We start from the raw sequence: 22,366 nt of genomic DNA, 5'->3' as shown, positions 1-22,366 counted from the left end.
CGGCGGCCGCGGGCCGCCCGCGACGGTCAGTACAGACGCCGACGCTTGGTCACGTCGCGCGAGACGCGGCGCAGGTGACGCTTGACCGCAGCGGCACGCTTGCGCTTGCGCTCCTGGGTCGGCTTTTCGTAGAACTCGCGCTTGCGCACTTCGGCGAGCACGCCAGCCTTTTCGCAGGTGCGCTTGAAACGGCGCAGGGCGAACTCGAACGGCTCGTTTTCGCGGACTTTGACGCTGGGCATTGGAACTCCAGTTGCCTGAATACCCGGCCTGGCCGGGCGGTGAGCCGTGTATTCTAGCGCGATGAACGCGATTTTTGCAAAACGCTCGGTGGCCGTGGCGGGCGGGCCCGTACTCGGCATCGAAACATCGTGCGACGAGACCGGCGTGGCCGTCTACGACACCGCCCGCGGCCTGCTCGCGCACACGCTCTACAGCCAGATCCGCATGCATGCCGAATACGGTGGCGTGGTGCCCGAGCTCGCCTCGCGCGACCACGTGCGCAAGCTCATGCCGCTGGTGCGCGAGACCTTGGGCCGCGCAGGGCTCGGCGTAACCGATCTCGCCGGCGTGGCCTACACGGCCGGCCCCGGCCTGGTGGGCGCGCTGCTGGTCGGCGCCGCCGCCGCGCGTGCGCTGGCCTGGGCGCTCGGCGTGCCCGCGATCGGCGTCCACCACATGGAAGGACACCTGCTGGCGCCGCTGCTCGAAGATGCGACATTGGCGCCGCCATTCGTCGCGCTGCTGGTGTCGGGTGGTCATTCGATGCTGATCGAGGTCAGCGCGATCGGCCGCTACCGCCTGCTCGGCGACACGCTCGACGATGCCGCCGGCGAGGCCTTCGACAAGACCGCCAAGCTCATGGGCCTGCCGTATCCGGGCGGCCCGGCGCTGGCCCGGCTGGCGCAAACCGGGCGCGAGGGCGTGTTCCGCTTCGCGCGGCCGATGACCGACCGGCCCGGGCTCGACTTCAGTTTCTCGGGCCTCAAGACGCAGGTGCTGCTGGCGTGGCAGGCCAGCGACCGCAGCGAGCAGACCAAGGCCGACGTGGCGCGCGCGTTCGAAGAGGCGATCGTCGACACGCTCGTCATCAAATGCCGGCGCGCCCTGGCAGCGACCGCTGCCGCCACACTGGTCGTGGCCGGTGGCGTGGGCGCCAACCAGCGCCTGCGTGCGCAGCTCGTGCAGGCCGGCGCGCAGCACGGCTATCGGGTTGCGTTTCCGCGGCTGGAGTTTTGTACCGACAACGGCGCGATGATCGCGCTGGCCGGCGCGTTGCGCCTCGCCGCCGGCCAGCATGCGCCGGCGGCGATCCAGGTGCGGCCGCGCTGGCCGCTGGAGGAACTGCCGCCGCTGCATGCCGCGTAAACGGTACGTCGCGCGGCTGCCGCAGCGGATGGACAGCGTCGGGTCGATTTGTGACAGTGCGTGCCACCAGAACCCGACCGGAGGATCGTCATGGGTCGTTTCGCACGCAGCTGGACCTTGCTCAAGGCCAGTGCTGCCGTCCTCAGGGCCGACCGGCGCCTGCTGCTGCTGCCTCTGCTGTCGTCACTGGCCAGTCTCGTCGTCATCGCCAGCTTCGCGCTGCCGTTCGCGCTCGGTGGCGGCCTGGCCGCGCTCGACAACGGTCAGCCGCCAGCCTGGTTCATGGTCGGCGGCTTCGTGTTCTACCTCGTGCAGTACTTCGTCATCGTCTTCTTCAATGCGGCCTTGATCGGCGCTGCCCGCCTGCATCTGGACGGACAGCGGCCGAGCCTGTCGACCGCGCTCGGCATCGCCGCCGCGCACTGGCGTCAGATCCTCGGCTACGCGGCGATCGCCGCCACGGTCGGCGTGATCCTGCGCGCGATCGAGGAACGGGTCGGCTGGCTCGGGCGCATCGCGGTGGGCCTGCTTGGCACGGCGTGGACCGTCGCCAACTTCCTTGTGGTGCCGATACTCGTGCACGAAGATGTCGGCCCGATCGAAGCGGTCAAGCGCAGCGCGCAACTGCTGCGCAAGACCTGGGGCGAGAACCTCATCGGCACGGTCGGTCTCGGCCTTGCGTTCGCGCTGTTCTACGTTGGCTGGGCACTGCTTGCCGCGCTTCTCGTGTGGTTGGCGATTGCCGCCCAGTCCGTCGCGCTGGGGCTGCTGTCGGGCATCGTGGTGGTGCTCGGTTTCGTGCTGCTGGGCCTGGTCCACAGCGCGCTCAACGGCGTGTACGCGGCCGTGGTGTACCGCTACGCGCAGGTCGGCGACGGCGGGCCGGGCTTCGAATCGTCCCTGGTGGCGCAGGCGTTCGGCAGCAAGGCCTGATCGGGCGATACGCGCAGCGGCAGCTTCGCGGCGCCGATCGCGGGCGAGCTCGCGCCGGGCGGCGCGGTGGCCGCGATGAAGGCGAGCACGTCGTGCAGCGTCGGCGCATGGGCGTCGCGCGGTCGCGCCAGCGCAAGCAGGATGCGCGAATGGCCGATCTCGGGATACAGATGCAGTTCGACGCGGTCGCCGCGCGCGCGCAGTGCGGCAGCGAACACGCGGCTGTTGTCGGGATCGACTTCGTCGTCGTCGGTGCCGCTGAGCAGCAGCATCGGTGGTTCCTGCCCAACGACGTACGCGATCGGTTCGGCTGCCCGCCATTGCGCGGGCGTGGTGCCGAACGCGCCGAGCATTTCGTCGTCGCCGACGTCGGCCGGCAGGAAGGCGTACACGCCGGCCAGGCCGATGCAGCCGGCGAGGTCGCTCGGCAGCAGGCCCTGCGCGGCCAGCCAGCGCGGATCGGTGGCCAGCAGTGCCGCGATGTGGCCGCCTGACGAATGACCCATGAGGTACAAGCGCTGCGGGTCGCCACCGTAGGCTGCGATGTGCGCGTGCACCCAGCCGACCGCGCGCGCGGCGTCGCGCATGAAGCCGGGCAGTTCCACCTCCGGCAGCTTGCGGTAGTCGGGAATCACCGCGATCACGCCATGCGCCGCCAGCGCCTGGCCGACGAAGCGGTACCAGCCGCGCTCGCCGCCAAGCCAACTGCCGCCGTAGAAGAACACCACCACCGGTGCCGCATGCGCGTCGCGCGGCGCATAGATGTCGAGCGCGAGTGCGCGGTGCGCGTCGAACTCGATGTCGGCGTGCAGCCGTACCTGCCGCGATCGCGCCGGCTGCAGCGCGGCGCAGCCGGCAAGCAGCAGCACGAGTGGCAGAAACAGCATGCGCGCCGAGGCGCGACAGCGGCAGGGGGCACCAGGCCGATCCATGGCCGCGCAGTATCGCGCGGCCGCGCCCGGCTGTCGCCAACCGGCAAAAACGGCGATCATCGCCATTCATCGACAGCGAGGGGACGGCGTGGACCAGATCCATATCGACGAGCTGCGCGTGGAGGCGGTCATTGGCGTCTACGACTGGGAGCGCGAGCTGCGCCAGCAACTGTTGCTGACGATCGCACTGGCCTTCGACAGTGGCGCCGTGGCGCGCGCCGGCTCACTCGATGGCGGCCACGACTATGCGCAGATCTGCGAAGCGCTGCGCGAATGGGCCGCCGGCTGGGATGGCGAGCTGCTCGAAGTCTTTGCCGAGGACGCCTGCCGACTGCTGCGCGAACGCTTCGGCGCGCGGGCCATCGCGCTGCGCGTGGACAAGCCGCTGGCGGCGCAGAAGCTCGGCTGCGCGCGCGTCGGCGTGAGCGTGCAGCGCAGCTACGCCTGATGCCGACGCACTGGCTGCTGCTGCTGGGTTCGACACTGGCCGACGACGGCCGCCTGCGGCAGGCGCTGGCGGCGCTCGCCGAGCTCGGCAGCGTGCGCCTGTTGGCACCGCTGCAGCACGGCCCGGGCAGCCGCGATCCGCAGCGGCGCTATTTCAACGCGCTGGTCGAGCTGGTCCGCAGCGATGGGCGCGATGCGCTGGTGACCTCGCTCAAGGACATCGAGCAGCGGCTTGGACGCCGTCGCGATGATCGCGAGGTCGCCATCGACATCGATCTGCTCGCCGTGCGCAGCGACGGTCCCTGGCTGGCCGATGCCCACGCGCTGGCCAAGGGCGAGTTCGCGCAGGCGCACACGCGCGCGCTGCTGCACCACGCCGGACTGGCGATCCAGGCAACGCGCGACGCCTGATCAGATATGCAGCAGGCGTCCGCCGTCGACCGGCAGCACCGCGCCGCTGCAATAGCTCGCATCGCGCAGCAGGAACAGCACGGCGGTGGCGATGTCCTGCGGCGTACCCTGGCGGCGCAGGGCCGTGCGCTCCTCGAGCATCGCCGGCGTCTCGGCCTTGAGCGGGTTGGTCGACCACAGCACGTTGCCGGGCGCGACGCCGTTGACGCGCACCTGCGGCCCCAGCTCGATTGCCAGCACCTTGGTCGCCATCGCCAGCGCGGCCTTGCTGATGACGTACAGCCCGTGGTTGGGCAGCGGCCGCTCGGCGTACACGTCGAGGATGTTGACGATCGCGCCGCCGGCCTCGCGCAGTGCCGGTGCGGCGGCGCGAGCGAGGAACAATGGCGCGCGGGCATTGACCGCGAGGAACTCGTCCCACTGCGCCGGCGTGGCATCCATGAGCGGCGTGGCGTGGAACTGCGAGGCGTTGTTGACGAGTGCATCGAGGCGCCCGAAGCGGGCCAGCGCGGTATCGACCAGTTGCGGCAGGCTGTCGACGTCGGCCAGGTCGGCCTGCAGCGCGATCGTGCTGTCGCGTCGCGCGGCCTCGAGCTCGGCGACGAGTGCTTCCAGCTCGGTCCACGACGTGCGGCAGTGCAGGACCAGGTCGTAGCCTGCTGCGTGCAGCGTGCGGGCGATGACCGCGCCGACGCGGCGTGCGGCGCCCGTGATCAGCGCGGCTGGGCGTGAAGTCGAATCGCGCATCGCTGTTTGTCTCCCCCGCAGGTATGCTCGGTGTGACGGCACCCGGTCGAGTGTCGCAGAAAAACCCGCCCCGCACCCGTGCAGACCCGCCTCCCCGAACCCGGCGCCGACGAGCTCGCGCATTCGCGCCAACTGGCCGCGCTGATCCGCAACGAGATTGCCGCCAGCGGCCCGCTGCCGTTTTCGCGCTACATGATGCTGGCGCTGTACGCGCCGGGCCTGGGCTACTACAGCGCCGGCCGCACCAAGTTCGGCGCCGCTGGCGACTTCGTCACTGCCCCCGAACTCGGCAGCCTGTACGCGCGCTGCATCGCACACGCGGTGGCGGCGAGCCTGCGCGAGCTGGGCGCGGACGCCGATTTCCTCGAACTGGGCGGCGGCAGCGGCGCCTTCGCGGTCGCGGCGCTGGGCGAGCTGCAGCGCCGCGATGCGTTGCCGCGGCGCTACCTGCTGCTGGAACCGAGCGCCGACCTGCGTGCGCGGCAGCACGAGCGCATCGCGCGCGAGTTGCCCGCCGAGATTGCCGCGCGCGTGCACTGGCTCGACCGGCCGCCGCAGGAGACATGGCAGGGCGTGCTGTTTGCCAACGAAGTGATCGACGCATTGCCGAGCACGCGCTTTGCGATCCACGCCGGTGAGGTGTACGAGGAGCACATCGACCTTGCCGGCGACGGACTCCGCCGCGTCGACCGTCCCGCCGATGCGCTGGTGGCAGGCGCGGTGCGTCATGTCGAACGCGAACTGGGGACGGCGCTGCCCGACGGCTATCGCTCGGAAATCCTGCCGCAGCTGCCGTATTGGTTGCAGGCGGTGGCGGCGCCGCTCGCGCGCGGCCTGGCGCTGTTCGTCGACTATGGCTATCCGCGGCGCGAGTTCTACCTGCCCGAACGCAGCGACGGCACGCTGGTGTGCCATTACCGCCACCATGCCCACGCCGATCCGCTGCACTGGCCCGGGCTCACCGACATCACCGCCTTCGTCGACTTCACGGCACTGGCCGAAGCGGGCGTCGGCGCTGGGTTCGATCTGGTCGGCTACGCACCGCAGGGGCAGTTCCTGCTCGGCAGCGGCCTGCTCGACCTGGTGGCGGAAGCCGGCGACGACCCACTCGAGCATCTGCGTCGCGTGGCCGAGGTCAAGCGCCTGACCTTGCCCGGCGAAATGGGCGAGCGCTTCCAGGCGATGGCCTTCGCACGCGGCCTGGCCGATCCGCTGCCGTCGCTGCGCGCGTTCGACCGCTCGCGCCGCCTGTGACGGGCGGCATGCGCGCGGCGCGGGCGCCGTATCAGCGCGCGAACGCGCCCTTGTCGAGCGCCGCGATGGCGCGTTCGCGCGCAGCGCGCAGCGCCACGCCGATGGCCTGGCCGGTCAGGCCCTGCGCCAACATCGGCGCGGCGTCCACGCCCGACGCCGCCGCGTGCGCGGCACGCAGCCAGGCCGCCTGCGCGTAGCGATCCTGCGCGTGGCCGTGGCGACCGCGCTGGTCGGCCTCGCAGGCCAGCAGGAAGCGCGTCAACCGTTCGGGGCGGCGCAGCGCATCGAGCTGTTCGATGAGTTTGAGCACGGTCGCCGGGCGCAGCTCGAACGCGCGGTGCGCCTCGAGGTGGTGACGGCAGACGAGTGCCGCCAGCGCCGCATGCTCGGCCGGCACCTTGAGGCGCGCGCACAGAGCGCGCAGTGGCGCGAGGCCGCGTTGCTCGTGCATGACGTGGCGCGGCAGTTCGGCGGCCGGCGTGAGCGCCTTGCCGAGGTCGTGGGTCAGCGCGCAGAACGCCACGATGTCGTCGCCCGGCGCGAGTTCGGCGGCCATGTCGAGCACGAGTTCGACATGCGTGCCGGTATCGATCTCGGGGTGGAACTCGGCGCGTTGCGGTACGCCGTAGAGCGCATCGACCTCGGGCAGCACGCGGCGCAGCGCGCCGCAGTCGCGCAGCGCGCGCACGAAGGCCGCCGGCGTCGGCTCGGTCAGCGCCTTGCGCGTCTCCTGCCACACGCGCTCGGCCACGAGATGGTCGACCTCGCCGGCCTCGACCATCGCGCGCATGAGCGCCAGCGTTGGCGCTGCGATGCGGAACCCGAGCGTGGCGTAGCGCGCGGCGAAGCGCGCCACGCGCAGCACGCGCACCGGGTCTTCGGCGAACGCCGGCGACACGTGGCGCAGCAGGCGTGCCTCGAGATCGCGTGCGCCGCCGAAGGGATCGACCAGCGTGCCATCGTCGCTGCGCGCCATCGCATTGATCGTGAGGTCGCGTCGCGCGAGATCCTGTTCCAGCGTCACCGTCGGTTCGGCGTGAAACGCGAAACCGTGGTAGCCGTGGCCGGTCTTGCGTTCGGTGCGCGCCAGCGCGTACTCCTCCTGCGTCTGCGGATGCAGGAACACCGGGAAATCCTTGCCGACCGCGCGGAAGCCGCGCGCGAGCATCTGCTGCGGCGTGGCGCCGACCACCACGTAGTCGCGATCGGCTACCGCGCGGCCCAGCAGTTGATCGCGGACGGCGCCGCCGACGAGGTAGATGCGCATGGCTGGCTCATTGCTGCCGATGCGGCATTGTGCCAGCGATCGTCGCTCAGGACGTCGCGGCGGCAGGCGCATCGTCGCGCGGCGCAACCAGCGCGGTGAGCGACCAGCCCGGCTTCGCCTCGAGCGCGCGCGCTTCGCTGACCACGTGCAGGCGGCCCTGCTCGTCGAGCGAAAACAGCGCCAGCGCGTCGCTGCCATGGGTGGCGAAGAAATCGTCGACGCCGAAGCTGTCCGACAGACGCGTGCTCTTGATGCGCCAGCCAGCGTCGAGGCGGCGCGCGATGTCATCGAGCGTGATGTCATTGCCGAACAGGGCTGCGGCGCGGATCGCGTCGGCATGTTCGCGGCGTCGCCCGCCATCTTGCGAGGCGCCGACGATGCGCAGCCGGTACACGCGATGGCGGCCGAAATCGGGCCGGAAACGCACGCAGGCGAGGCTGTTGTGTTCGCGCCGCGCCGACATCGCGAACAGGCGGCCGAGGCCGTCGAGGGCCAGGCTGCGCTCGGCGTGCGCGCTGAGCGGGTCGCCATACCAGGTGCGCAGGTTCTGCATGCGGGCGAGCTGGATGTCCGACCAGTTGTCATCGGCAATCAGCACCGGAACGTCCTGCGCGGCGAGCGCCTGCGCGATCGTGCGTGCCACGCGGTGGGCGCCGACGATGAGCACGCCGCGTGGGTCGGGCGCCTTCACGCCGAGCCAACGCGCCAGCGGGGCCGCGGTCGCGCCCTGCACGACCACGGTGCCGATGATCAGCGCGAACACCAGTGGTACCAGCAGCTGCGCGCTCGCATCGCCCTGTTGTTCCAGCCGCAACGCGAACAGCGCCGACACGGCGGCGGCGACGATGCCGCGTGGCGCAATCCAGCCGACGAGCAGGCGCTCACGCCAGGACAGGCCGCCACCGACGCTGCTGGCGAGCACGGCGAGCGGCCGCGCGACGAACTGCGCCACGAGCAGCAGGGCGATGCCGGCGAGCAGTGTTCCGGCGGGCAGCGGCCATGCCAGTCGCGCCGCAAGCAGTATGAACAGCGCGCTGATCAGCAATGTGCTGAGGTGTTCCTTGAACGACAGGATGTCCTCGATGGCAAGGTCGCGCAGGTTGGCCAGCACGATGCCCATCACGGTCACGGCGAGCAATCCGGATTCGTGCGCGATGTCGTTCGCACCGGCGAACGTGAGCAGGACCAGCGCCAGCGCGGCATAGGTCTGCAGGTATTCGGGCAGCCACTGGCGGCGCAGCAGGAAGGCGAGCGCGAAGGCACCGAGCGCGCCGAGCCCGCCGCCAACGACGACCGTCTCCAGGAACACGATGAGCGGCCGGCCGCTCTCGTGGCGCGACACGATGGCCTCGTAGACGAGGACGGCGAGCAAGGCGCCGAGCGGATCGATGATGATGCCTTCCCAACGCAGCACGCGGGCGATGCGTTCGTTGGGTCGCACGCTGCGCAACATCGGCACGATCACGGTCGGTCCGGTCACGCAGGTCAGCGCGCCGAACAGCAACGCGAGATCCCAGCGCAGGCCCGCGATCTCGTGGGCGGCGATCGCCAGCGCCGCCATCGTGATCGCGGCGCCGACGCTGACCAGCCGCAGCACGGTACCGCCGACGCCGGCCAGTTCGTCCAGACGCAGCGTGAGCGAACCTTCGAACAGGATGATCGCCACGCTCAGCGACACGAACGGAAACAGCAGATCGCCGAGCAATGCGTTGGGATCGAGCCAGTGCAGGCCCGGGCCGAGTGCGAGGCCGCTCAGCAGCAGGAACAGGATTGCCGGCAGGCGCACGCGCCAGGCCAGCCACTGCGCACCGAAGCCGAGGGCGACCAGCAGCGCGACCTGCAGCGCGAGCGAGAGGTTCATCCGGCGTGGCCGTCGCCGGTCGGCCCGCGGCTGTCGGCGCCACCGGCCGCAGCAGCGGTCGGCGTGGCGGCGGCCTGCGCTGGCGCAGCGGGTTCGACCTTGGCGCAGGCCACTGCCTTGCGCGGCGTGGCGGCGGTCGGCAGCGTGTAGGACTGGCCGATCCTCGGCATGCGCGAGGACAGCGTGAGCGCGTTGCCATTGATGCGCCAGTCGTAGATCACGCTGAAGGCCATGACGCGCGCAACGTATTCGCGCGTTTCCCGGTAGGGAATCGTTTCGATGAAGAAGTCGGGGTCGAGATCGCCGCGTGCGGCGATCCAGCGCATCACGGCGCCCTGGCCGGCGTTGTAGGCCGCGCTGGCCAGCCACGGACTGCCCTGGAAGGCGTCGGCCATTTGCGCCAGGTAGTGCGTGCCGAGCTTGACGTTGAGCACCGGATCGAACAGGTCGCTGGGACTGCCGAGCTGCAGCTTGAGCGATTTGGCAACCTGTTTGCCGACGCTGGGCAGCAGTTGCATGAGACCGTAGGCATTGGCGCTGGAGCGCGCATCGCTCATCCAGGCGCTTTCGGCGCGCAGGATGCCGTAGGCCCAGCTCGGGTCGATGCCGGCGGCGTTGGCCGCGCGGTGCATGGTGTCGGCCATGCCGAGCGGAAAGCGCTGTTCGTACAGGCGCTGGGTCTGCGGGTCGGCCGAGAACGCGAACACCGCGCGGTCATACCAGCCTTGCCGGTAGGCATAGTCCGCCGCCAGCCGCCGCTCGCGATCGTCGAACTTGCCCATCGCAAAACTCCACTCGCGCCGCGCCTCGCGCAGCATGCCCAGTGCGCGGAACTCGAACGCGCGCGCCAGGTCGGGTTGCTGCGCCAGCCGCGTCTCGTCGTCGCGACCGATCGCGAGCGTGTCGGCGCAGATGCTGTAGGGCTGGTCGAGCCAGTCGGCGGCGAGGAAGCCGTGGAAATTCGCCTCGCGCGCGACCTCGACGAGGATCGGCCGCGCTTCGGCATCGCGGCCGAGACGGGCGAGCACGCGCGCACGCAGGTAGCGCCAGCGCGCGTCGGCCTGCTGTTGCGGACTCATGCGCTCGAGCGCGGCCAGCGTCTCGGGCAGGTCGGCGGCGGCCAGCGCCATGCGCACGTGCCATTCGCGCGTGGCGTCGCTCTCGGCCGTGTCGGGCAGTGCCTTGAGTCGCGCAAGTGCATCGGGTGAATAGCTGGTGGCGCGATACAGCGCCAGCGCGTTGAGGATGCGCTCGCGCTGCGGCGCATCCCACTTGAAGCGTCCCTGCAGATCCGTCCACAGCGTTTCCGCCGCCGCGCTGTTGCTGCGCGCGTAGCGCGCCAGGCCCCAGGCAACGGCATCGCGCGTGCGCGGACTGTCGGCCCAGGACTTGGCCTTGGCCAGCGCCGCCGCCGGGTCGCGCAGCGCGCTGGCGATACGCTCGGCCTCGCTGCGCGCGCTGCCGCGCAGCAGCGCGGCGGCGCCGGTCACGATCGCGACGTTGCCGGCCTCGGCGCCAGCGTCGAGGCGCTGCCAGATGTGCGGTGCATCGAGCGCGCCCTGCGCTTGCGCCTGGATCAGGACCGCATCGCAGGCCGCGGGCAGTTCGCGCGGACTGGTCCACAGGCGCTCCAGGTCACGCGCGTAGTCGAGCTTGCTGCCCGCGTCGATGCGCGCGCGCAGCGCGTCGCATTGCAGATCGGCATCGCTGCTGGCGACGTAGAGCGCAGTGAAGGTCTTCCAGTCGCCGCGCCGCGCCAGTTCGCGCAGCCAGACCTTGCGCAGGTCGCTGGCCGGCAGCGTGTCGGGGAAGCGGTCGAGGAAGGCGTCGATCTCGGCGTGTGTGCGCGACTTGAGGTTGCCGCGCAGCGCCGCGAGTTCGACATAGGGATACAACGGATAGTGATCGTGCTGCAGCAGGGCGGCCCAGCGCCGCGAGGCGTCAGTCGGCGGCTGGGTCGCGGCCGCCAGCGCGGCGCGGAACGCTTCGCGCTGGGCGTCGAGGTCGGCTGCCGCGCAGCAGCCCGCGGCGGCGAACAATGACGCGACGCACCATATCCAGTGGCGCGCAACGTGAATCATCGGCATGCAACTTCATCCTCATCGACCTGCGCCGCCAGTGTACTGCGGACGCCGATGCGGGGCCGGGGCCGGCGCGACGCAACTTTCACTGTACAAATTGCAAACATTTCATTTACATTTTCCCGATGCCTGCGCTGGGGGCCGGGCACGATGCCCGGGCGCATGTGCGACCGCGGTATTCCTAGGCACTGAATCGGAGATTCCCATGCGTTCACGAGGTCATGTTCACGTAGCACTCCATGCGCTGGCAGGCGCCGTCCTGCTCGCCTTGTATGCGGTGCCGACGCTCGCGCAAGACAGCCGTGGTGACCAGCCACAGCAGCTGCAGTCGATCGAGGTCACCGGCTCGCGCATCAAGCAGACTGAAATCGAGACGCAATCGCCGGTTCTCACGATCGATCGCAAGATGATCGAGCGCACGGGCCTGCAGACCGTGGGCGACATCCTCCAGCAGCTCACGGCCAGCGGCAAGGCGCTCAACGCCAAGTTCAATTCGTCGGGCAACTTCGGTTTTCCCTCCGACGGCGGTGGCATCGGCGCGGGTTCGGCCCAGGTCGACCTGCGCAACCTCGGCTCCAAGCGCGTGCTGGTCCTCGTCGACGGCATCCGTTGGGTCAATGAATCTTCGGCGTCGGGTGTGGGCGGCTCGGCCGACCTCAACACGATCCCGGTGTCGATCATCGACCGCATCGAGATCCTCGAGGACGGCGCTTCGGCCATCTACGGCTCGGACGCGATCGCCGGCGTGATCAACATCATCACGCGCAAGACCTTCGATGGCGCCGAGGTGAGCGGTTACTTCGGTCGCTACTCCGGCTACGGCGGTGACACCAAGCAGGGCTCGCTGACCATCGGTGGCAGCGGCGAGAACTTCAGCGCGGTGATGAATGCGAGTTATTTCAAGCAGGATCGCATCAGCTCGGGCAAATGGTGGGCATCGGCGGTGCCGGAGCCGTATGCGGGCCTGGCGGCCGGCAGTTCGGGCATCCCGCAGGGCCGCTTCACGTTCTGCGATCCGGCGCGGCCGATCACGAGCTACGGCGGCTGCGACCCGGGCCAGGAAAACTGGTACGACGTGACGCTCAATGGCGGCACAACCGTGCCGGTGTGGGATCCGGCCGATCCGTCCAGCGGCACCTATCACGACTTCAGCCGCGCCGACCGTTTCAATTTCGCGCCGTTCAACCTGCTGCTCACGCCCAACGAGCGCAAGGCGATCTACGCCAACGTCACCTACAAGTTCAGCGACACCACCCAGTTGCACCTGCGTGCGCTGTATAACAACCGCACCTCGGCCAACCAGGCCGCGCCCGAGCCGATCTTCGTCGGCCCCTATGCCGGCACCGGTGGCATTGCCGACACGATCTTCATCTCGCATGCCAACCCGTACAACCCGTTCGGCATCGACCTCGATCCATCGAGCAACCTGGGCTGGATCACCAAGCGCCCGATCGAAGTCGGTCCGCGCATCTTCAACCAGGCGGTCGACACCTGGTACGTCAATGCCGGCCTGGACGGCGAATGGAATCTGGGTCGCGGCCTGAGCTGGAATGCCAACGTCGTGCATTCGGAGAACAAAGCCGACCAGACCTTCTACAACGGCTTCAACCTGTCGCACCTGGCCCTGGGGCTGGGCGATCCGGCAGTCTGCGCGGCAGTGCCCAACTGCGTGCCGGTCGACCTGTTCGGCGGCCAGGCGCGACCGATGACTGCGCAGATGATCGATTGGATCCGCGCCACCCAGGTCGATCGCAGCAAGCAGAAGCTCGACCTGGCTTCGTTCAACGTGTCGGGCGACCTGTTCAACATCATCGACTCGCGCGCGGTGGCATTTGCCGCCGGCGTGGAATACCGCCGCTACTTCGGTTCGTTCGATCCCGATCCGCTGCGCCAGAGCGGTGATTCGCAGGATTCGCAGGCGGCTGCGGTGGCCGCGGCGTATCACGTCAGCGAGTTCTACGGTGAGTTCAACATCCCGGTGCTCGACTCGCTCGACCTCAGTGCCGCCGGCCGCTATTCGGATTACTCGACCTTCGGTGGCGAGACCACCGGCAAAGTCGGCTTCCGCTGGCAGCCGAGCGCAGACTGGCTGTTCCGCGGTTCGTATTCGACCGGCTTCCGCGCGCCGACGATCGGCGAGCTGCATGGCCTGACCCAGTTCGGTGCGTCGCTGACCGATCCCTGCGGCACGACCGGCTCGCCCGGCCCGGCCGGTCCCGAATACGTCGCTGGCTGTCTCGCGCAGGGCGTGTCGCCGACATTCGAGCAGGCCAATACGCAGATCACCACGATCACGGGTGGCAACCCCAACCTCAAGCCCGAGAAGTCGCGCAGTTGGCAGGTCGGCACCGTGTACAGCCCGAGCTGGGCCGAAGGTCTGGCCGGCACCCAGAAGCTCGACTTCGCGCTGACCTATTACCACCACAAGATCAGCGATGCGATCGGCGCCCGCGACATCCAGGCCCTGCTCGATGACTGCGTGCGTTCGGGCGGCGTCGACCCGACGCTGTGCTCGGCCTTCACGCGCCAGCCTGGCGGCAATCTCAATCCGCCCGACAACAAGCTGACCAACCTCGGCACGATCCGTACCGATGGCATGGACGTCAAGATCAACTGGACCAGTGACGAGTTCAGCTTCGGCCACCTGCGCGCATCGCTGCAGGCCACCTGGGTGCACGAATACAAGGAGGTCGATGCGTACGGCTCGGTGTCCAACCGTGCGGTCGGCATCGAAACCGACAACGGCTCGATCCCGAAGTGGCAGGTGAACACGCAGCTGGGCTGGTCGCGTGATGACTGGAGCGTCAACTGGAACGTGCGTTACCTGCACAGCGTGAAGGAATACTGCAGCGCCGCCGCCGTGACCGGGCCGAATATCCCCGGTTGCGAGAGCGCGTCCAAGGTGCACAGCCTGGGCGACGTCTACTACCACGACGTGCAGGTGGGCTGGGCCAACGCGATCGGCGTGAGGAATCTGTCGCTGGAAGCCGGCATCAACAACCTGTTCAACAAGCAGCCGCCGGTGTGCTTCTCGTGCACGCTCAATGGCTACGATGCCGGAACCTACGATCTGCCGGGCCGCTTCGCCTACGTGCAGGCCTCGTACAAGTTCTGATCCATCGCCGTCAGGCACGATGAAAAGGCCGCCCTCGGGCGGCCTTTTCACTTGCGGGACCCGGCGCCGGCTGGCCGTGCGCGACAGGCGCCATCAGTTGCCGGACGGCGCGTCCGGCAGGCGGATGCGGGCGGCGATCGGCAGGTGATCGGAACCCAGGTGGGGCAGGGCCCAGCGCCGCTCGACCTCGATCGGCGCCGAGGTGAGGATGTGGTCGATCGCGCGCTTGGGTTTCCAGCTCGGGAAGGTCGGCGGTGGATCGGTCGGTGGCGTGAGCGTGGTGCGCCGGTACAGCGCCTCGAGTTCCTTGCTGTGCGCGGGCGTGTTGAGGTCGCCCATCAGCACTGCATTAGCCTGTCCTTCGAGCAGTTCGGCGAGGAAGCCGAGCTGGCGCGCACGCGCTTGTGCGCCGAGCGACAGGTGGGCGACCACCACGACCAGGCCATCGGTGGCGGCGCCAAAGCGCACCCACAGCGCGCCGCGGCCGGGAATGCGTCCGGGCAGCGGGTAATCGAGCACCTCGCTCGGCTCCAGGCGCGCCAGCAGACCATTGCTCGACGTCGCGAGCCTGGCCACGCGCCGATTGGGCTGATGGGTCCAGTATGGGAAATGCGCGCTTTCGGCCAGATATTGGGTCTGGTTGAGGAAGCCCGAGCGCAGGCTGCCGGCGTCGGCTTCCTGCAGCGCAACGAGGTCGAAGTCACCCAGCAGGCGGGCCAGCCCGTCGAGGTTGGCGCGCTTGCCGTGTGGCAGCACCTGCTTCCAGCTGCCGGTCACGTAGTCGCGGTAACCCTTGACGCTGCCGCCGGCGAGGATGTTGCAACTGAGCAGGTTCAGCGCGTTGGCCCGCGGCTCATCGTCATGGGGGCTGGCCGGGGCGGAGGTCATGCGCGGGAGCCGGCGCCGCGGGTGCCGCCAAGCGGCGGCCCCACGGCGCGAATCACTTGGCGGCGGCGGACTTGGCCGGCTTGGCCTTGGCGTCGTGTTCCTTCTTCACCAGCCAGTCGGTGAGTTCGATCATCTGCGGATAGCCGCCGGCCGAGGCACCCGTGATGCGGTACTTGCCGTTGACGACGATCGAAGGCGTGCCGTCGATGCCGTCGTTCTTGACGATGTCGAAGGCGCGCGCGAGCTTGCTTTCCACCTCGAACGAGGCGGCCGTGGCGAGGAACTTGGCGCGATCCACTCCGTGCTGCGCGTAGAACCCGGCCAGGTCCTCGATCGTGCGCATCGGGATGTGGTCACGGTGCAGGGCATCGAAAAGTGCCTGGTGCGTCTTGGCCAGCACCCCCATCGACTGCGCCGTGTAGTAGGCGCGCGCGTAGGGTTCCCAGCTCGCGTTGAAGATGGCCGGCATGTAGTCGAAGGCGGCGTAGGACGGCAGCGATTGCTTGAGCTGCTCGGCATAGGGCTGGAAATGCGCGCAATGCGGGCAGGCATACGAGAACACTTCGAGCACTTCGACCTTGTCGCCACTGGCCACCGGCTGCGGCGGATCGATGGCGAAGTAGTGGGTGCCTTCCTTCCAGTCGGGCGCTGCCGTCGCCACGGCTGGCGCGTCGGCGGCCACGGCCGAGCCGGCCGCCAGCAGTGCGGCAAACAAGAAACCGATGCGCTTGAACATGAGGCGATCCTCGTGGGGCGGAAGTGGAGCCTGGCGCTGCCTCAATGGCCGGCGCTTTCCTTGGCGACGAGATAGTTGACCAGCGGCACCAGCTTGTCGAGGTCGCCCGCCGACCGCGCGGTCACGCGGTACTTGCCGGCAACGACGAGGGTCGGCGTCGAATCCACGCCATAGGCCTTGAGCAGCGCATCGGCGCGCTTCATCTTGGCGTTGACCGCGAATGAATTGGCGGTGCCGATCGCGTCGTCGACGCTGACGCCATGGCCGGCGAAGAACTTGGCGACGTCCTCGATCGACGGCATCGGCTTGAGCGGCTGGTGGGTCTTGGCATCGGTGATGCGCAGCGTGCCATCGTCCTTCCATACCGCGTCGAACAGCGCGTCGTGCACCTTGTCGGCGATGCCCAGTGCCTGCGCCGCGTAGTAGGCGCGCTGGAACACGGGCCAGTCCTCGTCGGGGCGGAACGAGGCGGGCAGGTAGGTCATGACGGCATTGGCGGGCAGCGCGGCACGCAGCTTCTTGATCGTCGGCTGGAACGCGTTGCAGGCCGGGCAGGCGTAGGAAAAGATCTCCACCACCTCGACCTTGCCATCGACCGTGCCCGGCTGCGCCGGCTCGATCAGGAAATAGTTCTTGCCTTCGGTGAAGGTTTCGCTGGCGGGCGCCTGGGCATGGCCGAGCGTGAACGCGGCCAGCCAGCCGAACAGGACGATGGCAGCGCGGGTGAACATCGGTCGAGTGGACATCGACGCAGACTCCGGGTGGCAAGGGAGGGTGCAGCCGCACGCGGCGGCTGCGCTGGAAGCAAGCCGCCCGTGGGCGGCTGCGTCATGGCCGCGCTCAGACTACTTCTGCGCGGTGTTGGTTCCCGCGGCCGCCGTGTGCAGGCCTTCGACGTAGGACGATACGGCGGCGATATCGGCGGCCGACAGGCGCTGGGCGATCGCCGGCATGATCTGGGCGTTGGTGTCGTTGCCCCACGTGGTGCCGCTCTTCCATTCGGTGAGCTTGGCATCGACATAGCTGGCCCACTGGCCGGCCAGTTGCGGGAAGCCGGCGCCGGCCACGCCATGGCCATCGGGGCCGTGGCAGGCCATGCAGGCCGGCACGCCGAGCGCTGCGTCGCCGCCGCGGTACAAGGCCTGGCCGCGGGCCAGAGCCTGTTCGTCGGTGACGCCGGCGGTGACGTTCTTGCTGGCGAAGAAGGCGCCCACGTCGTGGGCTTCCTGTGGCGTCAGCATCGAGGCAAAGCCGAGCATGATCGGATTGTTGCGCTTGGTGGTCTTGAACAGCTCGAGCTGGCGCGCGATGTAGGCCTCGTTCTGGCCCGCGAGCTTGGGATACTGCTGGTCGGTCGAGTTGCCATCCATGCCGTGGCAGGCCACGCAGACCGCGGCCTTGGCCTCGCCCGCCGTGGCATCGCCAGGATGCGGCGCGGCGCCGTCCTGGGCCATGGCGAAGCCGGCGCAGCAGGTGCCGAGCAGCAGGGTGGGGACAAACGTGCGCCGAAAACTCATACACTGGCTCCGCAAGGCGAGGGGTCCCGGGGTTCCGGACGTCGCGGTGCGTTGGCACCGCCGCATGACGTGTGGATTATCCGCGCCAGTCCAAGGGTGGTCAAACCACCGTTCCTTCCAGTCCGACGGTGTTCCATGCCAGCCAACCCATTTCGCCAGGCGCGATTCGCGACCAGCGCCAACCGGCTCGACCAGCTGCCTGCTGACGCGGGCGTCGAAGTGGCCTTTGCCGGCCGCTCCAACGCCGGCAAATCGAGCGCGCTCAACGCGATCTGCGACCAGCACGGGCTGGCGCGCACCTCGCGCACGCCGGGGCGGACCCAGTTGCTCAACGTGTTCGTGCTCGGCGAGGGCCAGCTGCGGCTCATCGACCTGCCCGGCTACGGATACGCCAAGGTACCCGAGGCGATGCGCGCGCACTGGCGCGGGGTGATCGATGCCTACCTGCGCACGCGCGGCTCGCTGTGCGGGCTGGTGCTGGTCATGGACGCGCGCCATCCGCTCAAGGAGTTCGACCGCCAGATGCTCGAGTTCGCGGCCGCCAGCGGGCGGGCCTGTCATTGCCTGCTCACCAAGGCCGACAAGCTCTCGCGCGGCGAGGCCGCGCGCACGCTGCAGGCCGTGCGCAAGGAGTTGGCGCAATTCGCGCCGGGGGCGAGCGTGCAGCTGTTCTCGGCCCAGGCCGGCACCGGGCTGGCCGAAGTGCGCACGCTGCTGGCCGGTTGGCTCGGGGTGGCCACGGCCTGAGTGGCCGGCGCGGCTTGCCGCGCCGCCGCCTGGACGCGCAAGTCACTGATCCATTGGGTTACTCCCGCAAGCGCCGCCGACGTGCGCGGGCACAGCGGCAGCCGCCGTTGGCGTCGCCGGCCCGCAGCGCCCTTCGGTTCGCTGCGGGCGCCCCCATAATTCGTCCCCGTTTGCCGCGAGGAAGCACCGATGTCCGGATTGAGTCAGGTCAAGGACGAGCCGATCCGCGATCGGCAGCAGCTCGTGGACTACATCGCCGCCGGCGAAAAGCCTGCGGCACTTTGGCGCATCGGCACCGAACACGAGAAGTTCGGCTTTCGCCTCGACGATCTGCGCCCGCCCGGATGGGACGGTGAGCGCGGCATCGGCGCCCTGCTCGAAGGCCTCACGCGGTTCGGTTGGCAGCGCATCGAGGAACACGGCAAGTTGATCGCGCTGTCGCGCGACGGTGCGTCGGTCACGCTCGAACCGGCCGGCCAGCTCGAATTGTCGGGCGCGCAACTGGAAACCGTGCACGACACCTGCTGCGAGGTCAGCAGTCACCTGCGCGAGGTCAAGACCATTGCCGACGCGCTCGGACTCGGTTTCCTCGGCATGGGCTTCCAGCCCAAGTGGCGCCGCGAGGACATGCCGTGGATGCCCAAGGGCCGCTACCGCATCATGCGCGACTACATGCCCAAGGTCGGTTCGCTCGGCCTGGACATGATGACGCGCACCTGCACCGTGCAGGTCAACCTCGACTTCGCCAACGAAGCCGACATGGTGAAGAAGTTCCGCGTCGCGCTTGCCCTGCAACCGGTCGCCACCGCGCTGTTCGCCGATTCACCGTTCACCCACGGCAAGCCCAACGGTTTCCAGAGCTACCGTTCGCACATCTGGACCGACACCGACCCCGATCGCACCGGCATGCTCGATTTCGTGTTCGAGGCTGGGTTCGGCTACGAGCGCTACGTCGACTACCTGCTCGACGTGCCGATGTACTTCAGCTATCGCGGCGGCGAATACATCGACCTTGCCGGCAAGTCGTTCCGCAAGTTCCTGGCCGGCGAGCTGGCCGAGCTGCCGGGCGCGAAAGCGACGCTGCACGACTGGGCCGACCACATGACCACGGCGTTTCCCGAGGTACGGCTCAAGAAGTTTCTCGAGATGCGTGGCGCCGACGGCGGACCGTGGAACCGACTGTGCGCGCTGCCGGCGCTGTGGGTCGGCCTGCTCTACGACGAGGACGCGCTCGCTGCGGCCTGGGACCTGGTCAAGGACTTCACGCGCGAGCAGCGCCACGCGCTGCGTGACGGTGTGCCGCGGCATGCCTTGGCGCTGCCGTTTCGCGGCGCCACCGTGCGTGAGCTTGCGCGCGAGGTACTCGCGATCAGCGCGCACGGTCTGGCGCGGCGCGCGCGCCACAACCCCGGCGGCGCCGACGAGCGCATCTTCCTCGACACGCTCAACCACATCGTCGAAGCCAACCAGACCCCGGCCCAGCGCAAGCTCGAGCTCTACCACGGGCCGTGGCAGGGCGACATCGATCGCGTGTTCGGCGAGTTCGCCTACTGACGCGCCACGCGGCGCCGCTGCGCGGCGCGCATCACAGCGCGCTGACGCTGCGCAGCTCCCAGTGCTTGCCGATCAGCAGCGTCATGCGATGCTGGATCACCGCATGCGGCAGCGTCGTCTGCACCTCGACGCTCACATGCACATCCGATTGCTGCGCGATCACGCGCGCCTGCGGGTCACTGGCGCCGAGCGCCGGATCGACCCCGTCGGGATCGGGTTGCAGCGCCTTCCAGCGCAGCCACAGGCCCGGTTCACGCAGCGCCTGCTGCAACGCCTGCGCGAAGCCGTCGGGCGAGACGCCATCGAACGACAGATCCTTCGAGTCGCCGCGTGCGTTGGAGAGGTCGTCGATGATGAACAAGAATCTCTGCGCGCTCATGATGCCTTCCTGATGATCATGGCCGCAGTGTATCAGCGCGCCCCTTGCCTCGGCGTGGCAAGCACCGCGGCGAGCGCGATGAGGCTGGCCACGCATGGCCAGCCCAGATAGCGCAGTTCGGCAGCCGGCGCGAGCACGCCCAATGGCAGCGCCAGCAAGGCGGCGCTGGCGAGTGCGGTCAGCGCGACGCGGCCGGCCAGCGTGGTGCGCCGGCGCCATGCCGGCAGTGCCGCGAGCAGTCCGGCCAGCAGGCAGGGCCACGCCGCGAGCAGCGGCGTCGCCCGCAGCAGCGCCGCGAGCTGCATCAGCCGCGCATGCAGGGCGCCCTGGTGGGTGGCGATCGGTGGATTGTCACGATAGTCGACCGATGCCTGCACGTAGATCAGTTCGGCTGGCCAGTCGGCCGCATGCGTGCCGAGCAGCGCGCGCGTCACCTGCCAGCGGTGGCCGAGCCATGCGGCCGGGTGCGTCGCGATCGCATCGAGCCAGGCGCGCCGCAGCGTGGCCAGTTCGAGCGGCGACAGCGGCGGTTCGAACGGCGAGCGCACGCCGTGGCGCGTGTCGAACAGCGTGAGATTGCTCCATGGTCGGAACGCGTGCGCGAGTTCGCCCACCTCGAGGCCGGGGCCGACCATGAACGCGGGCAGCAGCATCTGGCCACTGCGCACCGACATCCCGGCCAGGTCGAACTGGGCGAGCGATGGCCACACCGGCACGCGCTCGCGGATGCCGTCCTGCAGCAGCCGGCCCAACCCGAAGATCGCCAGCAGCAGTGCGCAGGCCAGCGCCGCCCGCGCCAGACAGGCGCCACGCACGGTGCCGCGCGCAGGTCGGGCCAGCGTGCTCCACCACCATGCCAGCGGCAGCATTGCCGGCAAGGCGTTGTGGCGCAGCAGGCCGGCGCAGGCCAGACAAGGCAGGGCCAGAAGCAGCCATGGCCATGGCCAGGGTCGTGTCGACCGCTGTGCCCGTGCCAGCAGGCCGAGCGCGCAGCATGCCGCGGCGAGCACGATGACATCGGTCCACACATGGCCGCGCAGCAGCCACGGCACCGGCAGCAGGGCAATGGCGAGCAGGAGCGGAGCGCCACGCCGGGCCGGCCATTGCAGGGCCTGCGCCAGCAGCGCCAGACCGCTCCAGAACAGCGTCAGTTGCAGCACGAACAGGGCGCCCGGGCCGGCGCCGAGCCGATCGGCGGCTTGCCACAGCAACACGAACGGCAGCGGCGTGATGCCCGTGGCGGCCTGGTGCCGTGCCTGCCACCAGGCCTGCGCGGAGTCGAACGAGAGCAGTCCGGGCCAGAACGCAACGAGATCGAGCGCGACGCCGGCCAGTGCCAGCCACCACGGCCAGCGCGCCAGCGGCGGCGCGGGCGCGTCAGCAGCCATCGAGCGTGAATCGCGGCGCAGCCTCGTGCCAGGCCAGCGTGGCCAGCAGCGGCGCTTCGATGCGGCTGCCGATCGCGGCGATGCTGGCGTCGGCCTCGGCCATGTGCGGATCGATGCGATTGGCGATCCAGCCGACCAGCCTGCAGCCATCGGCGCGGATCGCGCGTGCGCTGAGCAGGGCGTGGTTGATGCAGCCGAGCCTGACGCCGACCACGAGCACGACGCGCAGGTCGAGCGCATGCACGAGGTCGGCCTGCATGAGCGTGTCCGACAACGGCGCGAGCCAGCCGCCGACGCCTTCGACCACGCTGCGCGTGCAGTGCGCGGCGATGCGGGCGTGGGCGGCGATGATGACGTCGAGCGCGACCGGGCGATCGGCGAGCGCTGCCGCCACGTGCGGCGCGATCGGCGGCTCGTAGGCGAACGGATTGCAGTCGGCGTAGGCCGGCGCGGGGTCGCTGGCGGCGAGCAGGGCCAGCGCGTCTTCGTTGCGCAGGCCCTGCGGGGTGGTCACGCTGCCGCTGGCCACGGGCTTCATGCCGCTGGCGCGCAGGCCTTGCGCGCGCCAGGCGCGCAGCAGTGCGCAACTGGCGAAGGTCTTGCCGCTGCCGGTGTCGGTGCCGGTGACGAAAATTCCGTGCAAGGTCGTCGTTCCGTTGGGGGGAGTGTCGGCGCGCCGTGGCGCATGGGCCGCAGGTCGACATGAGGCGATACAATACGGCGTTTCCCGCTTCCGGTGCC

The 22,366-nt window shown here is 69.5% G+C and carries 21 protein-coding genes; 8 read left to right on the top strand and 13 right to left on the bottom strand.

What is annotated here, in order from left to right; translation table 11 throughout:
• Positions 1 to 26: 26 nt before the first annotated feature.
• Positions 27 to 242, bottom strand: a complete 216-nt coding sequence (gene rpsU, locus KF903_RS07160) for a 30S ribosomal protein S21 (protein ID WP_291213041.1) — start codon at positions 240 to 242, stop codon at positions 27 to 29.
• A 61-nt stretch (positions 243 to 303) separates the two neighbouring features.
• Between rpsU and tsaD the strand changes: the two genes are divergently transcribed.
• Both tsaD and KF903_RS07150 read left to right on the top strand, forming a co-directional pair.
• Positions 304 to 1,368 (top strand): tRNA (adenosine(37)-N6)-threonylcarbamoyltransferase complex transferase subunit TsaD, encoded by a 1,065-nt coding sequence (gene tsaD, locus KF903_RS07155; protein ID WP_291213039.1) that lies wholly within the window; start codon positions 304 to 306, stop codon positions 1,366 to 1,368.
• 90 nt (positions 1,369 to 1,458) lie between these two features.
• A complete protein-coding gene (locus KF903_RS07150) occupies positions 1,459 to 2,301 on the top strand; it encodes a DUF6159 family protein (RefSeq protein ID WP_291213037.1) in 843 nt (280 codons plus the stop codon).
• Here KF903_RS07150 and KF903_RS07145 read toward each other — a convergent pair.
• On the bottom strand, positions 2,226 to 3,188 hold the full coding sequence (locus KF903_RS07145; protein WP_291213035.1) for an alpha/beta hydrolase: 963 nt from the start codon (positions 3,186 to 3,188) through the stop codon (positions 2,226 to 2,228). The two genes, KF903_RS07150 and KF903_RS07145, sit on opposite strands and share 76 nt — an antisense overlap.
• Before the next feature lie 133 nt (positions 3,189 to 3,321).
• Here KF903_RS07145 and KF903_RS07140 point away from each other — a divergent pair, with 133 nt between their 5' ends.
• Positions 3,322 to 3,681 (top strand): dihydroneopterin aldolase, encoded by a 360-nt coding sequence (locus tag KF903_RS07140; RefSeq protein WP_291213033.1) that lies wholly within the window; start codon positions 3,322 to 3,324, stop codon positions 3,679 to 3,681.
• Entirely contained in the window at positions 3,681 to 4,091 is a 411-nt protein-coding gene (locus tag KF903_RS07135; RefSeq protein WP_291213031.1) for a 2-amino-4-hydroxy-6-hydroxymethyldihydropteridine diphosphokinase, read from the top strand. The genes KF903_RS07140 and KF903_RS07135 overlap by 1 nt, the downstream gene beginning before the upstream one ends.
• On the opposite strand, the gene KF903_RS07130 is transcribed toward KF903_RS07135, so the two are convergent.
• Entirely contained in the window at positions 4,092 to 4,838 is a 747-nt protein-coding gene (locus tag KF903_RS07130; RefSeq protein ID WP_291213028.1) for a pteridine reductase, read from the bottom strand.
• Between the two features lie 78 nt (positions 4,839 to 4,916).
• On the opposite strand from KF903_RS07130, the gene KF903_RS07125 reads away from it, so the two are divergent.
• A complete protein-coding gene (locus tag KF903_RS07125; RefSeq protein ID WP_291213025.1) occupies positions 4,917 to 6,092 on the top strand; it encodes an SAM-dependent methyltransferase in 1,176 nt (391 codons plus the stop codon).
• A 31-nt stretch (positions 6,093 to 6,123) separates the two neighbouring features.
• On the opposite strand, the gene KF903_RS07120 is transcribed toward KF903_RS07125, so the two are convergent.
• Genes KF903_RS07120 through KF903_RS07110 form a run of 3 tightly spaced genes read right to left on the bottom strand, consistent with a single transcriptional unit; the run spans position 6,124 to position 11,307 of the window.
• Positions 6,124 to 7,359 (bottom strand): multifunctional CCA addition/repair protein, encoded by a 1,236-nt coding sequence (locus KF903_RS07120; protein WP_291213022.1) that lies wholly within the window; start codon positions 7,357 to 7,359, stop codon positions 6,124 to 6,126.
• A gap of 46 nt (positions 7,360 to 7,405) precedes the next feature.
• A complete protein-coding gene (locus KF903_RS07115) occupies positions 7,406 to 9,220 on the bottom strand; it encodes a sodium:proton antiporter (protein ID WP_291213019.1) in 1,815 nt (604 codons plus the stop codon).
• On the bottom strand, positions 9,217 to 11,307 hold the full coding sequence (locus KF903_RS07110; protein ID WP_291213016.1) for a transglycosylase SLT domain-containing protein: 2,091 nt from the start codon (positions 11,305 to 11,307) through the stop codon (positions 9,217 to 9,219). The genes KF903_RS07115 and KF903_RS07110 overlap by 4 nt, the downstream gene beginning before the upstream one ends.
• Before the next feature lie 199 nt (positions 11,308 to 11,506).
• Between KF903_RS07110 and KF903_RS07105 the strand changes: the two genes are divergently transcribed.
• Positions 11,507 to 14,416 carry a TonB-dependent receptor gene (locus tag KF903_RS07105; RefSeq protein WP_291213013.1) on the top strand — a complete coding sequence of 970 codons (2,910 nt, stop codon included), beginning with the start codon at positions 11,507 to 11,509 and terminating at the stop codon, positions 14,414 to 14,416.
• Positions 14,417 to 14,509: 93 nt separating this feature from the next.
• Here the strand turns inward: KF903_RS07105 and KF903_RS07100 are convergent, their stop codons facing one another.
• The 4 genes from KF903_RS07100 to KF903_RS07085 all read right to left on the bottom strand — a co-directional run bounded on the left by KF903_RS07100 (position 14,510) and on the right by KF903_RS07085 (position 17,557).
• Positions 14,510 to 15,304: an endonuclease/exonuclease/phosphatase family protein gene (locus tag KF903_RS07100; protein ID WP_291213010.1), complete on the bottom strand. Its 795-nt coding sequence runs from the start codon at positions 15,302 to 15,304 to the stop codon at positions 14,510 to 14,512.
• Between the two features lie 52 nt (positions 15,305 to 15,356).
• Positions 15,357 to 16,040 (bottom strand): thiol:disulfide interchange protein DsbA/DsbL, encoded by a 684-nt coding sequence (locus tag KF903_RS07095; protein ID WP_291213007.1) that lies wholly within the window; start codon positions 16,038 to 16,040, stop codon positions 15,357 to 15,359.
• 41 nt (positions 16,041 to 16,081) lie between these two features.
• Positions 16,082 to 16,786, bottom strand: a complete 705-nt coding sequence (locus KF903_RS07090; RefSeq protein ID WP_291213004.1) for a thiol:disulfide interchange protein DsbA/DsbL — start codon at positions 16,784 to 16,786, stop codon at positions 16,082 to 16,084.
• Between the two features lie 99 nt (positions 16,787 to 16,885).
• A complete protein-coding gene (locus KF903_RS07085) occupies positions 16,886 to 17,557 on the bottom strand; it encodes a c-type cytochrome (RefSeq protein ID WP_291213001.1) in 672 nt (223 codons plus the stop codon).
• Positions 17,558 to 17,692: 135 nt separating this feature from the next.
• Here KF903_RS07085 and yihA point away from each other — a divergent pair, with 135 nt between their 5' ends.
• Together yihA and KF903_RS07075 are read left to right on the top strand one after the other, a co-directional pair.
• On the top strand, positions 17,693 to 18,304 hold the full coding sequence (gene yihA, locus KF903_RS07080; protein WP_291212998.1) for a ribosome biogenesis GTP-binding protein YihA/YsxC: 612 nt from the start codon (positions 17,693 to 17,695) through the stop codon (positions 18,302 to 18,304).
• A gap of 189 nt (positions 18,305 to 18,493) precedes the next feature.
• On the top strand, positions 18,494 to 19,858 hold the full coding sequence (locus KF903_RS07075) for a glutamate--cysteine ligase (protein WP_291212995.1): 1,365 nt from the start codon (positions 18,494 to 18,496) through the stop codon (positions 19,856 to 19,858).
• Positions 19,859 to 19,889: 31 nt separating this feature from the next.
• On the opposite strand, the gene KF903_RS07070 is transcribed toward KF903_RS07075, so the two are convergent.
• From KF903_RS07070 to bioD, 3 genes are read right to left on the bottom strand one after another with little or no spacing between them, the layout of a single operon-like run.
• Entirely contained in the window at positions 19,890 to 20,237 is a 348-nt protein-coding gene (locus tag KF903_RS07070; protein WP_291212992.1) for a hypothetical protein, read from the bottom strand.
• Between the two features lie 32 nt (positions 20,238 to 20,269).
• On the bottom strand, positions 20,270 to 21,625 hold the full coding sequence (locus KF903_RS07065; protein ID WP_291212989.1) for a hypothetical protein: 1,356 nt from the start codon (positions 21,623 to 21,625) through the stop codon (positions 20,270 to 20,272).
• Positions 21,615 to 22,268 carry a dethiobiotin synthase gene (bioD, locus tag KF903_RS07060; protein ID WP_345777747.1) on the bottom strand — a complete coding sequence of 218 codons (654 nt, stop codon included), beginning with the start codon at positions 22,266 to 22,268 and terminating at the stop codon, positions 21,615 to 21,617. The genes KF903_RS07065 and bioD overlap by 11 nt, the downstream gene beginning before the upstream one ends.
• Positions 22,269 to 22,366: the final 98 nt, after the last annotated feature.

Origin of the sequence: Dokdonella sp., from assembly GCF_019634845.1 — a bacterium.
Taxonomy (GTDB): domain Bacteria; phylum Pseudomonadota; class Gammaproteobacteria; order Xanthomonadales; family Rhodanobacteraceae; genus Dokdonella_A.
The sequence above is the reverse complement of the archived record's forward strand: the minus strand, read 5'-3'. Positions and strand labels throughout refer to the sequence as shown.

Coding starts and splice junctions, on each gene's coding strand:
- rpsU (WP_291213041.1), bottom strand. CDS start 242: ATGCCCAGCGTCAAAGTCCGCGAAAACGAGCCGTTCGAGTTCGCCCTG.
- tsaD (WP_291213039.1), top strand. CDS start 304: ATGAACGCGATTTTTGCAAAACGCTCGGTGGCCGTGGCGGGCGGGCCC.
- KF903_RS07150 (WP_291213037.1), top strand. CDS start 1,459: ATGGGTCGTTTCGCACGCAGCTGGACCTTGCTCAAGGCCAGTGCTGCC.
- KF903_RS07145 (WP_291213035.1), bottom strand. CDS start 3,188: ATGCTGTTTCTGCCACTCGTGCTGCTGCTTGCCGGCTGCGCCGCGCTG.
- KF903_RS07135 (WP_291213031.1), top strand. CDS start 3,681: ATGCCGACGCACTGGCTGCTGCTGCTGGGTTCGACACTGGCCGACGAC.
- KF903_RS07130 (WP_291213028.1), bottom strand. CDS start 4,838: ATGCGCGATTCGACTTCACGCCCAGCCGCGCTGATCACGGGCGCCGCA.
- KF903_RS07120 (WP_291213022.1), bottom strand. CDS start 7,359: ATGCGCATCTACCTCGTCGGCGGCGCCGTCCGCGATCAACTGCTGGGC.
- KF903_RS07115 (WP_291213019.1), bottom strand. CDS start 9,220: ATGAACCTCTCGCTCGCGCTGCAGGTCGCGCTGCTGGTCGCCCTCGGC.
- KF903_RS07110 (WP_291213016.1), bottom strand. CDS start 11,307: ATGCCGATGATTCACGTTGCGCGCCACTGGATATGGTGCGTCGCGTCA.
- KF903_RS07105 (WP_291213013.1), top strand. CDS start 11,507: ATGCGTTCACGAGGTCATGTTCACGTAGCACTCCATGCGCTGGCAGGC.
- KF903_RS07100 (WP_291213010.1), bottom strand. CDS start 15,304: ATGACCTCCGCCCCGGCCAGCCCCCATGACGATGAGCCGCGGGCCAAC.
- KF903_RS07095 (WP_291213007.1), bottom strand. CDS start 16,040: ATGTTCAAGCGCATCGGTTTCTTGTTTGCCGCACTGCTGGCGGCCGGC.
- KF903_RS07090 (WP_291213004.1), bottom strand. CDS start 16,786: ATGTCCACTCGACCGATGTTCACCCGCGCTGCCATCGTCCTGTTCGGC.
- KF903_RS07085 (WP_291213001.1), bottom strand. CDS start 17,557: ATGAGTTTTCGGCGCACGTTTGTCCCCACCCTGCTGCTCGGCACCTGC.
- yihA (WP_291212998.1), top strand. CDS start 17,693: ATGCCAGCCAACCCATTTCGCCAGGCGCGATTCGCGACCAGCGCCAAC.
- KF903_RS07075 (WP_291212995.1), top strand. CDS start 18,494: ATGTCCGGATTGAGTCAGGTCAAGGACGAGCCGATCCGCGATCGGCAG.
- KF903_RS07070 (WP_291212992.1), bottom strand. CDS start 20,237: ATGAGCGCGCAGAGATTCTTGTTCATCATCGACGACCTCTCCAACGCA.
- KF903_RS07065 (WP_291212989.1), bottom strand. CDS start 21,625: ATGGCTGCTGACGCGCCCGCGCCGCCGCTGGCGCGCTGGCCGTGGTGG.